Consider the following 12168-nt stretch of genomic DNA (forward strand, 5'->3'; position numbering starts at 1 on the left):
AGGCCAACAATTAAGCAGGTTTGGCTAATTAAGTTTTTTTGCGGTAAATAATGCCGGGGTTACAACGCAGCATGTCAAAATCATTGTTTAAACTGGATAGCGACTCAGACGCACCGAGGAACAAATAGCCCTTGGGGTTCAGTGATTGGGCAAACTGGCGGATAATTTTTGCCTTTACGTCGGCAGAAAAGTAGATAAGCACATTGCGACAAAAAATAATGTCAAACTTGCCAAGTAAGGTATAGCTGTCCAGCAGGTTAAGGTGGCGGAAATTGACGTTTTTGCGTACGTTGTCTTTTACCCGCATCATGCCTTTGCCACTGTCTTCAAAAAACTTACTGCGACGCTCTGGCGATAGCCCACGTGACAACGCCAGACCGTCATATTCTGCGCGCTGACAATGCTCCAGCATAGTATTGGAAATGTCAGTGCCCAAAACATGCACCCCCAAGCTAAAAGCCCCGGGACGGCTTTGCTGATACTCCAGCGCCGTCATCGCTATTGAATACGGCTCCTGCCCGCTAGAACTAGCGGCAGACCATATTTTCACCGTGCGGCAATCTTTTTCCAGCTCAGGAAATATTTGCTTTTTCAGCAGTTCGTAAGGGTAAGTGTCTCGAAACCACAGGGTTTCGTTAGTAGTCATCGCATCTATCACCGCGGAGCGCAGCTGACGCTCAAACGGGCTTAGCGTCTTATTTACCAGCTCTGATAACGACGCCACGCCAAAGCGCTGCATTAATGGCGCCAAGCGGCTTTTTACCAGATATTGTTTGTTTTCACCCAATACAATGCCGCACTGCTGCTCCAGAAAATCACGGAACAACACGTATTCTTTATCTTGTAAATCTTTGTTCGGCACAGGTTATCCTTAACGCTTAATCAGCATGCAGCCACTTTTGTACCGACTGTGCCAACTCGTCCGGGTTAAACTTGGCGATAAAATCATCAGCACCCACTTTTTGCACCATTTGCTGGTTAAACACCCCGCTTAGCGAAGTGTGCAAGATGACATGCAGTTTTTTCAGCCTTGGATCCAGTTTAATTTCAGCCGTTAAGGTGTAACCGTCCATCTCCGGCATTTCAATGTCTGAAATAAGCAGGCCAACTTTCTCGGTTACCGACTCGCTGCAGCTTTTGGCTATGTCCTGCAGATAGGTTAACGCCTCACGGCCATTATTTACCAGATGCATTTTCACACCCAAACTTTCCAGCGCCCGTTTCACCTGATTGCGCGCTACGGCAGAGTCATCCGCTATCAGAATTAAGCGGTCGCCTAAATCCGTATTAATGCTCTGCTTGTCTACTTCTTTTGTAATAACGGTAGGAGAAGGTGAAATCTCTTCGAGGATTTTCTCGACATCTAAAATTTCCACCAATTCTTTATCAATCTCTGTTACAGCAGTAAGGTAACTTTGCTTGCCACTGGTACCTTGCGGCGGCGGCATAATGTCGCCCCAATTCATATTGATAATACGTTCAACCGAATTGACCAAAAACCCCTGCACAGAGCGGTTGTACTCAGCAATAATAATAAAGCTGTCTTTGGTATTTTCTATGGCTTTACCGCCGGTAGCCAAACTTAAATCGATTACGGATATGGTCTGGCCACGAATATGGGCAATGCCGCGCACATATTTATTGCGCTTAGGTATCGCTGTTAAGGGTGGACACTGCAGCACTTCGCGCACTTTAAACACATTGATGCCATAACGCTGACGCCCCACCAGTTTAAACAGCAGTAATTCCAGCCGGTTTTGGCCTACTAACTGCGTACGCTGGTTTACTGAGTCTAAAATACCGGCCATCTGCAGCTCCTCTGTGACTTATCGGATCAATTCTTGCTTTGGTCTGCTATCAGACAGGCTTAACTAGGATAGCGTCAAACTTATGTCGTATGTTATAGCCCTTAACCCGTAAAGCATAGCCGAAACCTTATGAAAAAGTACGAAAATTTAGCGAAACAGGCACTTACCATCCTAAGCCTGCTATGGGTCAGCATAGTGGCCGCACAGAGCCAAGATTACAGCACCACGGATCTGACTGAAGCGGCAAACCGCTGGCTTGCGCAACAACTGCCAACGGATACAGCGTTAGATATCGCCATTACGCCACTGGACAGCCGAATTGGCAGTAAAAGTTGTAGTGTCCCCCTTGCGTTTAGTTTGTCGCAGCCACTGACACAGCGGCAAAATACCATTCAAATTCGCTGCAGCGACGACAATAGCTGGCAGCTTTACGTGCCGGTGCGTATTGATGAAATACTCACTGCTGTGGTGCTAAGTCAAAATATTGCTACAGGCAGCCGGCTGACTGCCGATATGGTACAACTGGCTGAGCGTCAGCGCCGTTTTGTCCGCGGCACGCCGGTAACAGACCCAACGCTGGTGCTGGGGGCAAAAGCCAAAAAAGCGTTGGCCATGGGACAAATTTTAACCTTGCAGGATCTTTGTCTTGTCTGTAAAGGAGATGTTGTTACAATATCGGTTGCTGACAAGGGTTTAAATGTCGCTGCGACAGGCGTAGCCCTGTCTGATGGCAGCTTGGGCGATAGCATCAGCGTGCAGAATCAGCAATCCCGACGCACAATTCAAGTGCAGGTAACTGGTGTCGATCGGGTCAGCGTAATTTTTTAAAATTTCGCTAAAGTTTTACTGTTCAATGCCGTTAACCTGAACATAAGGAATGTATTAAGGTGATGAGGTTCTAGCATGGCTATTAATATCAACAACTTGCAAAATTCTGCGCAAGTAAAATCTGATAAGGTTGAGCAGAATGCACAGCGTCAGCAAGCGACTGTGCAACAAAATGCAACTCAGGCAGCTAATCAAAAGCAAGATTCGGTGTCTATTACCCCGCAGGCTCAGCAGTTTGCTAAGTTAACGGAAAAAGCCGGCAATAGCAGCGGCATTGACCAGGAAAAAGTCGATAAAATTAAGCAGGCTATTGCCGAAGGCAAGTACAAAATTAATGTTGAGCAACTGGCCCGGCGCATAGTGCAGTTTGAGAGCGAACTGTTCGGTAAAAAATGACCGCTGACCATGCCATCCTCACCCTGTTAAACCAGCAGCAACAGCACCTGGATGTGCTGTTGTCGCTATTGCGGCAAGAACTTGCCGCCCTTGCCAGCCGCGATATTGAAAGCTTAAACCGTATTACCAACGAAAAAACCACTGTACTGCAGCAACTGCATGACACTGACAACCAACTGGCGGCGCAGCCCACGCTGGCACAGTGCAAACAGCAAGACTGGTTTAAACTGCAGGTTGCTAAGCTTGACGAACTGCTTGAGCAATGCAAACGCCATAACGATATTAATCAGCAAACGCTGGAACAAAGCCAGTTAACGCTGGCCCGTTTTAAAACCGAATTATTATCCAGTCGGGGCAAAGCCGGTTTAACGTACACTAGTAAAGGCAAACCGGCCATCGATAATAAAGGCAAAGGCATTAAGGCTTAAGCCAAATCCCGAAAAAACGCGCAGTTATTAATAGTAACGAACACTCTTCACGGTTTGCCGTGGTTGGCTGTTTTGATACAAATAATACACCTGCTCAAAATCTAGCTCTAACTCGGTTACATACACATCATCCAGCGCATAGGTTTTCACCACCCGCGCGCCGGTAATCAGCCCTTTTACTGATGCCGACAACTTATCATCAGACAATACCCTGTCCCGCAGTTGCTCAGAGGCGTCAATTTTTTGGCCGTAGACCATTTCGGTCAGTTCGCGGTAAGCGTCGAGTTTTGACGCCTTCATCGCCTGTAGCATCTTTTGCTGTTGATCGCGGCCCTGTTGAGCGCTGATAGGGGCATAACCTACCGCATTTAGCTTAACAAAACGCTCAGGCTTTACCGGCTCATACTCTACTTCACGGTCAAACAGTGTGCTACAGCCGGTCAATGCTAAGCTACCAGCCAGCAACCAGGCGGTTATACGTTGGATCATCTTAGTCTCCGTTATCCGTTATCTACGATTACACAGCAAAAACTGCGCCAGCATTCAGGCATGTATTTTGCTAAGTTCATACCTATCTGGCTTATTGCTTTATAAGGTTGTTATGAAACGCTCAGTAATCGTCACGTTAATGTGTAGCCTGTGTTTTACTGCCGCCGCCGACTGGTTTGAAGCCACCGGCCAGGCACTAATAGAACGCGGTGATACCACTAGCGCCCGGCAAAGCGCTATCGATGATGCGGTTAAACGTGCAGCACTGGCAGCCGGCGCGCGCATTAGCAGCAACCAGCAACTGATAAACGGCGTGCTGCAAAACGAGCAGTTAGCTGTAGCCACGCAAGGCGAAATAAAACAGTTGCAGTTAATGTCTGAGCAGCTAAGCGGTAATCTGCTTACAGTAACGGTAAGAGTAAATATAGAGCCTCAGCAAAGCGCTTGCGAAGGTAACTTATACCGTAAACCGCTGCTACTGAGCGAAATTCGCCTGCAAGCCAGGCAAGATGCCATCTATGGCCAATTATTTCAGCTGGGTAGCGATGCCACCACGCAACTGGAGCGCCACCTGCGTGATTACAGCCCGGCAGCGCTGGTAACCCCAGCCGGCCAGACGATAGACAACAGCGCACTGGCCTACCCGCACGGTGAGCGTTTGTTTCAAAGCGGGCAGCAATACCTGCTAAGCGCCAGCATTAACGATCTAAGCCTGGGCGAGCAAACCAACCGCTTTTGGCAAAGCGCCGAGAAACAGCGTTTTTTTGCCATCGATGTTCAGCTATTCGATATTTTTGAGCAGCGGCTGCTATACCGGCAGGAATACCGCACCAGCGCTGGCTGGCCGTACAAAAGTAATGACACTCCGGCCAGCCACAGCCAGGCATTCTGGTTGTTGCCTTATGGCAGCAAAATAGACCGCCTGTTGCAGGCCATCGCCGAAGATGTGCAACAACAACTGCAATGTCAGCCCCTGCTTAGCAGCATAAAGCAAACTGACAACAACCAAATCATGCTGGAACTGGGCACCGACCACGGCCTGCAGTTGGGTGACCAGTTGCAGGTATATCAGCTACAGCGCCACCCGACCACACCGGGTGTTAAACAACTGCTGCGCGATCCCATCACGGTAAGCATCACCAATATCAGCAGTCAGCATGCCTGGGCCACTGAGCCAAAAGAGCGCTTAATTCAACAGATCCGCCAGGGTGATATAGTAAGCGTGCGTAAAATCAGCAGTTATTAAGCAGGCCGCTTGCATGCCGCTGAGCATCTGGTAGACTTTTGCGCCGTTGCCCCATAGTTAAATGGATATAACGGCCCCCTCCTAAGGGGCAGTTACAGGTTCGATTCCTGTTGGGGCAGCCATTAGCCGGTTTAACCCAGTCTAAACCGGTCTAGCTCTCAGAAAAAACTCCATATATATCAATACCTAGATGTCTTTATTGGTCTTAGCGTGTCTAGCCCGGTCTAACGCATGTAATGCGTTTTGGCACCACAGATGGCACCACAGACCATAATCACAAAAAGCTGTGGTGCCAAAATGGTGCTTAGGAGAGAAAATGCCTAAGAAAATCATACCATTAAGTGACAAGCTGATTCGTTGCTATAAGGCCAAAACTAATACCGAAACACTGTACGATGGCGACGGCTTACAACTACGCGTATCACCAAGCGGAACTAAGTCTTGGTACTTAAGTTATATTCGACCTTTCTTGAATAAAAAGAACAACTTGAAGTTAGGCAACTACCCTGGCCTTTCTCTATCCGCTGCTCGAAAAACCACCGCGACATATCGCCAGTTATTGCTGGAAAATATCGATCCTCAGCGCTGGATAGAGCAGCAAAACTCACAAGCCTCAGAAGAAGCCCTGAATACACTGCAGATGACTTGCGAAAAATGGTTTGAAGTGAAGTTTTCCGCTATTAGTGCTCGCCATGCTTTTAATATCAGGAGATCGTTCGAACAACATGTGTTTGACCGGGCCGGGCATTTACCCTTAAAAGACCTAAACGCCCAGCAAATTATTGAAGTACTTAAACCGTTAGAGAAAGCCGGCAAACTCGAAACGCTTTCCCGCTTGTGTCAACGCATAAACGAGTTAATGACCTGGGCCGTCAATACGGGCTTAGTGGAGTTTAATCGCTTAACCGGAATTAAAGCCGCCTTTATCACACCACAAACTAACAACATGAAGACTTTAGCGCCGCATGAACTACCGCAGTTAATGCAACGGCTTAGTAGCGCGAGTATTCAGCTTTCCACACGCTGCTTAATAGAATGGCAATTGCACACCATGGTTAGGCCGGGCGAAGCAGTAAAAGCCCGATGGCAAGACATAAACTTTGACAAAGCGACCTGGACAATTCCGGCAGAGTTTATGAAAAAACGTCGCCAACATGTTGTGCCTTTAACAAAGCAGGCATTGGCATTACTACACATAATGAAGCCTATTAGCGGTAACAAAGAATACGTATTTCCGTCTGTAAGACATAAACACGGGCACATCAACAGAGAGACAGCTAATATGGCGTTAAAGCGAATGGGATTTGAAAACCGACTGGTCGCACATGGTATGCGAGCTTTGGCTAGCACTATACTAAATGAGGAAGGTTTTTACGGTGATCTGGTTGAAAGCGCCCTGGCGCACGAAGATAAAAACCAGGTACGCCGGGCATATAACAAAGCTGACTACTTAAAAGGCCGTACAGACATGATGCAGTGGTGGAGCGATCATATTGAAACTGCAGCATCAGGCAATCTCAGTTTGTCATCTTCTTACCAAGAACAGCCTGCTTAGCAGGCTGTGTTCAGCGCCTTTTTCAAGTCATCTGTATTAAAGAACTGTAATGTCAGCTTTTGAGCTTTTGCCGGTAATAGTACATGTTTTAATAACATGGCCCGCGCGTACTCTGTAAGTTGTGGCTCATTATGTTTACTTAATTGGTATAGCGTGCCTGAAGATTGGCGCCACAAGAAGTAATCATCGAACTCTCTTAAATCAGACAAATCATCCACGCCAGAAGACAACCGCCACTCATCACGGAAACTCCAAACCGAGAATATTTTATATACCGACGGCCCCACGCCTTCCGCAGGCTTAACCAGAAATACCAACCAGCCCTCTGGTGAGACCATTTCGCTTCCTAAAAGACTATCAATCATCATTTCCTCTCCCGACCATTAATTTTTGCTTTATCACTGCGATCTAAGCATAACTTAAAAGCGCGACAAATCAACATAAGATATTGATTTTATTGATAAATAAAAAATGGCAATGATTTATTGCAAAGAAATTTGCCAATATAAGTCGTGTTACTGTTTGAAATCACTTGCAGGAGCTTTTGCTTTTCGCCGAAATGCTATGCGTTTCGGCATCTGCCGCCGCTGGGGTGCAAAGCGCCACAGCGGCGGCCGCAAAATGGCATTGATTTTTAACAAGAAAATAATATCGCTATTCTTTTGCATACTATTAAAGCAATTCAGAAAACCCGCCTCTTTTCATTCAATGAATTTCATCATTGAGAGCATCTAATCTTGCTCTCAAAATACTGGACATATTTTCATTTGAGTTGAGCGAAAAAATGCCAAAACGCACATGCCCTTTAGATAACGAGCAAATCGCAAACTGTGCGCCATCTGTCAAAACCATTACACTGTTTGATGGCGGAGGTTTGATTATGCGAGTTACGCCAAGCGGTAATAAAATCTGGTACTACAACTATGTGAAGCCAATATCTAGGAAACGCACGAATATAAAGCTTGGCGACTATCCTACCCTCGCCCTGGAAGAGGCACGCTTAAAACGCGAACACTTTCAATCGTTACTTAACGCTGGGCAGGACCCAATGCATTGGCTTCAACAACAATATTTTATACAGCAAGAGAATTTATTAAGCACTGTCAAACAAGCAGCCGAAAAGTGGTTGGAGCTTAAATCAAGCCGAGTCAGTAAACGTTATGCCTTTAGCATCCGTCGTTCATTCGAGTTATATGTTTATCCAACGATTGGCGACTTTGAGATAAAGAAGCTCACCCCTATCAGTGTGATTGAAGTGCTCCGTCCACTTGAGCGAGCCAGAAAATTAGAAACACTCTCTAGGCTATGTTCCCGCATCAAAGAATTAATGGATTTTTGCGTGAATTACGGAATTATCGAGTCACACAAACTAGATAAAATTCGATCTGTTTTTTTAAGCCCAAAAGCTACTCAGATGAAAACAATTACGCCAAACGAACTTCCGATGCTAATGCAGCGCTTAAAAATCAACAATATAGATATAATCAGCCGCGCCTTACTTGAATGGCAAATGCATACCATGGTGCGCCCCGGAGAAGCTGTCAAAACGCGCTGGCAAGACATTGATTTAGAGAATCGTATTTGGGAAATTCCCGCTGACTTTATGAAAATGCGCCGACCTCACCAGGTGCCACTTTCCTCTTATTGCATAGAGATACTAAATTCGATGAAGGCCTTTGGTAAGAACGAATATGTTTTTCAATCATTTTATCGAAAAGGCTCAAATACACACATCAACAGAGATACTGCTAACAATGTTTTAAAGAAGATCGGTTATAACGATAAATTAGTCGCACATGGATTGCGTTCACTGGCGAGTACCGTGCTAAATGAGCACGACTTTAATCCTGACTGGATCGAGACATCACTTGCTCACATAGATAGAAACAGCATTCGTTTCATTTATAACAAAGCCAGGTATTTAGAGGGACGCAGAAAAATGCACAATTGGTGGAGCAATTATATCGAGAAAGCAGCGAACTCAGCACCTTAATCACGTTTCGATTGAATGAATAACGCCGTGCTGGGCGGCAGCTACATACTGCCACCCTCACTACCTTTAATTAAGTAACTGTTTTATATAAACTTTAACTGTCACAGCCAATTCAATTGTAAGATTGCTGCCTAATTTCAACCTTGAGATAGTCAGTTCAACAGCAGAAAATAACCGTACTTACACGATATGAGAGTACTGATATGCAATTACTACGACTGAAAGAGGTGTTGAAAATAGTGCCGGTGAGCAAAGCCACTTGGTACAACATTCTTAAAAAGCCGAACGCTCCCAAAACACACAAACTTGGCGGTATTGCATTATGGGAAAAGTCAGATGTGGAGCGTTGGCTGAGAGAATCGCTGGACATGGCACCAATAAGCCACTAAACAGGCCGTTTTTTTGCGCATAGCATTTCATTCAATGTAAAGTTCTCTTCAAGGAGGTCGCTCGATGCGAAATCGACGTAGCGATTTGTATCAATCCCCTAAAAAATAATAAAGCCAGCTCTATTCATGGCTGGCTTTGTGAAACGAATTCAATTATGCCATTTTAGCATGTTAATACTCGTTTGCGTAAAGCAACACAATACAGTGCTAACCCCAGGAACAATCCCATAGAGCCACCACTTGAACCGCTATCCGAGTCACCACCACCTGAAGCTGGCGGGGTTTCATCATCAGTGATAGTAACAGTCGCAGTGGGATTACTGATTTCTAAACCTGTAGTTACCGACGTAATATCTACTGCAAAAGTGCGTGAGCCTTGGTATGTACTGTTGTTAGTTACGTTAACGGTTACCGTTGCCGATTCCTGACCATCAGTAAAGGTCACAGTTGTGTTTAGTGCTGTAAAATCTGTACCGGCGATTGCGGTTTGGTTACGAGTTACAATATTTACAATTGCCTCACCATCAGTACCATCAACACGATTCAGGGTAATAGTTACACTACCAGCGTTTTCAGCTACCGAATAAGTCGCTGGCTGCAATGTTACAGAGCCCACCATTGGCAAATCGGTTGACTCGATATTTACCACCATCTGCGAAAGACTTACTTCGCCAGCAGTGCTATACATCATTTTAACGGCAAAATCTGAATCAGCATGAGTACCACTGCGTTCAAGTACGGTGAAATCTACATCAGCATACGCAGCGCCTGCAGCAAATACGGCTTCTTTCCAGCCGAAAGTAAAATCACGTTGTTCCCACGCCGTATTATCAACAGCCATCAATGCTACAGAAGCAGGCTGAGTTAAATCACCAGTGCGCTGTAAACGAATTGTTTGAACGCCTGAGCCTGAATCAACGGTCATAGAAGCCTGAGTAAACTCGTAGGCCGAACTAACAGCAACTTTATCACTTGCCGCAGCCAAAAGTGGAGCATAGGTACGAACCGCATCTGAGTTATCAGCAACACCTGCAATACCACAGGTTTCACCATCAACAGTTACTTGTGGATCGGAGAAAAACATATGCGTATCACCAAACGCCATTACGGTTTGTTTCTTAATGGCCGAACCTGCGCCAATCGTCCCACAGCTATGAGCCTGATGGCCTTTACCCTCGGTATCTTCATTAGGGTGATTAGCAGCTAATACATGGCCAACTTCATGAACAGTTGTTTTAGCATAAAGTGCTAAATAGTTGTCGATGTTGGCCTGATCGTCGCCGTTAGCGATAAAATCACTCATAACTGTTACGTAGTTATCGTAGAAAGCAGAACCACCAAAGAATCCGGCCAAGCCTACGACATTTGTGCCGTTATCGCGAGCGCTACGAATAAAGTGGAATGTATCAGCACCCATTTGCGTATATAGACTATTAGCTGTTTGATATACGGCTGTTTGACACTTTTCCAGCAAAGCCACATTAGCTTGCCCTGAAGCACATTCTGAAATATCACCAAATTCATCATAGAACGCATCTGTATCACCTAATGCTGGCAACTCAGAGTTCAGCACATGGATATAGCCAACCCGGTACAGCGCATCTACGTTGTTTGTAACGAACGCTTCGTTCACCTTATCAATCTGCTCTTGAATCATGCTGTGCATGAACTGAGCGCCATTTTCGATTGGCTTGCCATTTTCATCGAATCGAATTGCAGTAGACAAATCTTCAATGTATGTAGGGTGTACATAGACCATCAGATCGACAATGTTAGTGGATTCAACCGCCATTGCGCGAACTGCACCATCAGTAAATGGAGCAGCCTTGTTCTGTGTGGCGATATGCAAGCGCTTTTGAGCCAAACGCTCTAATACCGGATTACCAATTTCGTAATGCCCACACTGCAGTGTGTGGTTATGTGTCTCAGCAAAGGTGTTACCAGCCATAGCCATGCTTAATAACAGTAATGAGGTCTTGAATTTGTGCGTTCTTTGCATATGGATTTCCCAATTTCAGATTAAACGCAAAGTGGTGCACAACTTGAAAGGTGCAGCCTGGCAACCTTAGGTGTATTACCATTAGGCCCATAGCTTTGCGTGTACAGTTTTTCAACTGTCGTGCCACTGCCAAATCTAAGTTATACTTAGATTTTAATCAAGTTTTAAAGATCAAAATATTCATGAATTTGGTTAAACTAGAAACTAAAGTAGCAGTCGGGTGGTTATGAATTTTATTGCGTTAGATTTAGAACTCACATGCGACGAGGGTGTGCGGGATTACCCTTATCAAATCATTGAGATTGCTGCAGTATATTGTGTTGCTGGTGTAATCGAATCAGCCTTCCATTCGTATGTACGACCTATGACTCCGTTCGAGTTGACCTCATTTTGCACAGCGTTAACTGGCATTACTGCTGAGCAACTTTTATCTGCCCCGGGCATTGATACTGTTGCCCAAAGCCTATCTGACTTTATCAATCAGAATAATCCTGAGCATATTATTTCCTGGGGTAAGAGCGACTTTGACATGTTAAAAAGAGAGTGCATTTCAGCACAAGCGCCGTTTCCTTTAACTGAAAACTTATATCAGGATTTTAAAAAAACTTACTGCAAACAGAGACGGATTAAACGAGTGGGCCTACAGACTGCACTTAAAATTAGTGGCGTAGCCCCGCTCGGCAGGCCCCACTCAGCTTTAGATGATGCAAAAAATTTAGCACTGCTATTTTTCAAAGAAAACTAAGAATTTTTCTCGCTCTCTTCAACACCAAAAGAGAGTATTAATTCTGCTAACTTTTCTTCCTCGCAATAAAAATATGCTGTGGGGATCTGCAGAATTGAGGCTAGTTTTCTCACGAAATGATAGTCGGGTGTATGAATGGCATTTTCATATTGGCTCATCCTGGCACTCGCAACATGTTCATCCAAGCCAGCAGCGATTCCAAGAGCTTCTTGCGTCATTTTCGCGGCTTGCCTGGCAGCTTTCAGTCTCCTGGGTAGTGGAATACTTTTTTTATCAGACATTTAGGCACCAG

At 45.4% G+C, this 12168-nt stretch carries 14 protein-coding genes, 1 tRNA gene and 1 riboswitch; of the genes, 9 read left to right on the forward strand and 6 right to left on the reverse strand.

The window, feature by feature from the left end:
- Nucleotides 1–28 precede the first annotated feature (28 nt).
- Complete coding sequence (locus ABGI61_RS08135) at nt 29–862, reverse strand: CheR family methyltransferase (protein WP_008220171.1); 834 nt, start codon at nt 860–862, stop codon at nt 29–31.
- A gap of 16 nt (nt 863–878) precedes the next feature.
- Nucleotides 879–1808, reverse strand: a complete 930-nt coding sequence (locus ABGI61_RS08140) for a chemotaxis protein CheV (protein WP_347599589.1) — start codon at nt 1806–1808, stop codon at nt 879–881.
- A gap of 129 nt (nt 1809–1937) precedes the next feature.
- Here ABGI61_RS08140 and flgA point away from each other — a divergent pair, with 129 nt between their 5' ends.
- The 3 genes from flgA (at nt 1938) to ABGI61_RS08155 (ending at nt 3460) form a co-directional block, all read left to right on the forward strand.
- The gene (gene flgA / locus ABGI61_RS08145) at nt 1938–2636 is read left to right on the forward strand and encodes a flagellar basal body P-ring formation chaperone FlgA (protein WP_347599591.1); all 699 of its coding nucleotides are present in this window, start codon (nt 1938–1940) and stop codon (nt 2634–2636) included.
- Nucleotides 2637–2711: 75 nt separating this feature from the next.
- Nucleotides 2712–3032 (forward strand): flagellar biosynthesis anti-sigma factor FlgM, encoded by a 321-nt coding sequence (gene flgM / locus ABGI61_RS08150; RefSeq protein WP_347599594.1) that lies wholly within the window; start codon nt 2712–2714, stop codon nt 3030–3032.
- Nucleotides 3029–3460: a flagellar protein FlgN gene (locus ABGI61_RS08155; RefSeq protein WP_347599597.1), complete on the forward strand. Its 432-nt coding sequence runs from the start codon at nt 3029–3031 to the stop codon at nt 3458–3460. Before flgM ends, ABGI61_RS08155 begins: the two co-directional genes overlap by 4 nt.
- 27 nt (nt 3461–3487) lie before the next feature.
- Here the strand turns inward: ABGI61_RS08155 and ABGI61_RS08160 are convergent, their stop codons facing one another.
- The gene (locus ABGI61_RS08160) at nt 3488–3949 is read right to left on the reverse strand and encodes an LPP20 family lipoprotein (RefSeq protein WP_347599600.1); all 462 of its coding nucleotides are present in this window, start codon (nt 3947–3949) and stop codon (nt 3488–3490) included.
- Nucleotides 3950–4061: 112 nt separating this feature from the next.
- On the opposite strand from ABGI61_RS08160, the gene ABGI61_RS08165 reads away from it, so the two are divergent.
- The 3 genes from ABGI61_RS08165 to ABGI61_RS08175 all read left to right on the forward strand — a co-directional run bounded on the left by ABGI61_RS08165 (nt 4062) and on the right by ABGI61_RS08175 (nt 6750).
- A complete protein-coding gene (locus tag ABGI61_RS08165; protein WP_347599603.1) occupies nt 4062–5195 on the forward strand; it encodes a flagellar assembly protein T N-terminal domain-containing protein in 1134 nt (377 codons plus the stop codon).
- A 47-nt stretch (nt 5196–5242) separates the two neighbouring features.
- Nucleotides 5243–5317: transfer RNA gene (locus tag ABGI61_RS08170), tRNA-Arg, on the forward strand.
- 194 nt (nt 5318–5511) lie between these two features.
- Nucleotides 5512–6750: an integrase domain-containing protein gene (locus tag ABGI61_RS08175; RefSeq protein ID WP_347599606.1), complete on the forward strand. Its 1239-nt coding sequence runs from the start codon at nt 5512–5514 to the stop codon at nt 6748–6750.
- On the opposite strand, the gene ABGI61_RS08180 is transcribed toward ABGI61_RS08175, so the two are convergent.
- Nucleotides 6747–7118, reverse strand: a complete 372-nt coding sequence (locus ABGI61_RS08180; RefSeq protein WP_347599609.1) for a hypothetical protein — start codon at nt 7116–7118, stop codon at nt 6747–6749. The two genes, ABGI61_RS08175 and ABGI61_RS08180, sit on opposite strands and share 4 nt — an antisense overlap.
- A gap of 353 nt (nt 7119–7471) precedes the next feature.
- Between ABGI61_RS08180 and ABGI61_RS08185 the strand changes: the two genes are divergently transcribed.
- Together ABGI61_RS08185 and ABGI61_RS08190 are read left to right on the forward strand one after the other, a co-directional pair.
- Nucleotides 7472–8743 (forward strand): tyrosine-type recombinase/integrase, encoded by a 1272-nt coding sequence (locus tag ABGI61_RS08185; RefSeq protein ID WP_347599612.1) that lies wholly within the window; start codon nt 7472–7474, stop codon nt 8741–8743.
- A gap of 203 nt (nt 8744–8946) precedes the next feature.
- Nucleotides 8947–9132: a helix-turn-helix transcriptional regulator gene (locus ABGI61_RS08190; protein ID WP_347599615.1), complete on the forward strand. Its 186-nt coding sequence runs from the start codon at nt 8947–8949 to the stop codon at nt 9130–9132.
- Between the two features lie 163 nt (nt 9133–9295).
- Here the strand turns inward: ABGI61_RS08190 and ABGI61_RS08195 are convergent, their stop codons facing one another.
- Nucleotides 9296–11131, reverse strand: coding sequence for a Calx-beta domain-containing protein (locus tag ABGI61_RS08195; protein WP_347599618.1), 1836 nt, complete (start codon nt 11129–11131; stop codon nt 9296–9298).
- Nucleotides 11132–11179: 48 nt separating this feature from the next.
- A riboswitch (cyclic di-GMP riboswitch) is annotated at nt 11180–11266 on the reverse strand.
- Nucleotides 11267–11357: 91 nt separating this feature from the next.
- Between ABGI61_RS08195 and ABGI61_RS08200 the strand changes: the two genes are divergently transcribed.
- Nucleotides 11358–11876 (forward strand): 3'-5' exonuclease, encoded by a 519-nt coding sequence (locus ABGI61_RS08200; protein WP_347599621.1) that lies wholly within the window; start codon nt 11358–11360, stop codon nt 11874–11876.
- Here ABGI61_RS08200 and ABGI61_RS08205 read toward each other — a convergent pair.
- A complete protein-coding gene (locus ABGI61_RS08205; RefSeq protein ID WP_347599624.1) occupies nt 11873–12157 on the reverse strand; it encodes a helix-turn-helix domain-containing protein in 285 nt (94 codons plus the stop codon). The two genes, ABGI61_RS08200 and ABGI61_RS08205, sit on opposite strands and share 4 nt — an antisense overlap.
- Nucleotides 12158–12168 lie beyond the last annotated feature (11 nt).

This window comes from Rheinheimera fenheensis (genome assembly GCF_039871805.1).
Taxonomy (GTDB): Bacteria; Pseudomonadota; Gammaproteobacteria; order Enterobacterales; family Alteromonadaceae; genus Alishewanella; species Alishewanella fenheensis.

Bases quoted from the DNA above. Each gene is read 5' to 3' on its own strand.
- ABGI61_RS08180 (WP_347599609.1), bottom strand. From the start codon at position 7,118: ATGATGATTGATAGTCTTTTAGGAAGCGAAATGGTCTCACCAGAGGGC.
- ABGI61_RS08140 (WP_347599589.1), bottom strand. From the start codon at position 1,808: ATGGCCGGTATTTTAGACTCAGTAAACCAGCGTACGCAGTTAGTAGGC.
- flgM (WP_347599594.1), top strand. From the start codon at position 2,712: ATGGCTATTAATATCAACAACTTGCAAAATTCTGCGCAAGTAAAATCT.
- ABGI61_RS08200 (WP_347599621.1), top strand. From the start codon at position 11,358: ATGAATTTTATTGCGTTAGATTTAGAACTCACATGCGACGAGGGTGTG.
- ABGI61_RS08155 (WP_347599597.1), top strand. From the start codon at position 3,029: ATGACCGCTGACCATGCCATCCTCACCCTGTTAAACCAGCAGCAACAG.
- ABGI61_RS08195 (WP_347599618.1), bottom strand. From the start codon at position 11,131: ATGCAAAGAACGCACAAATTCAAGACCTCATTACTGTTATTAAGCATG.
- ABGI61_RS08160 (WP_347599600.1), bottom strand. From the start codon at position 3,949: ATGATCCAACGTATAACCGCCTGGTTGCTGGCTGGTAGCTTAGCATTG.
- flgA (WP_347599591.1), top strand. From the start codon at position 1,938: ATGAAAAAGTACGAAAATTTAGCGAAACAGGCACTTACCATCCTAAGC.
- ABGI61_RS08205 (WP_347599624.1), bottom strand. From the start codon at position 12,157: ATGTCTGATAAAAAAAGTATTCCACTACCCAGGAGACTGAAAGCTGCC.
- ABGI61_RS08165 (WP_347599603.1), top strand. From the start codon at position 4,062: ATGAAACGCTCAGTAATCGTCACGTTAATGTGTAGCCTGTGTTTTACT.
- ABGI61_RS08175 (WP_347599606.1), top strand. From the start codon at position 5,512: ATGCCTAAGAAAATCATACCATTAAGTGACAAGCTGATTCGTTGCTAT.
- ABGI61_RS08190 (WP_347599615.1), top strand. From the start codon at position 8,947: ATGCAATTACTACGACTGAAAGAGGTGTTGAAAATAGTGCCGGTGAGC.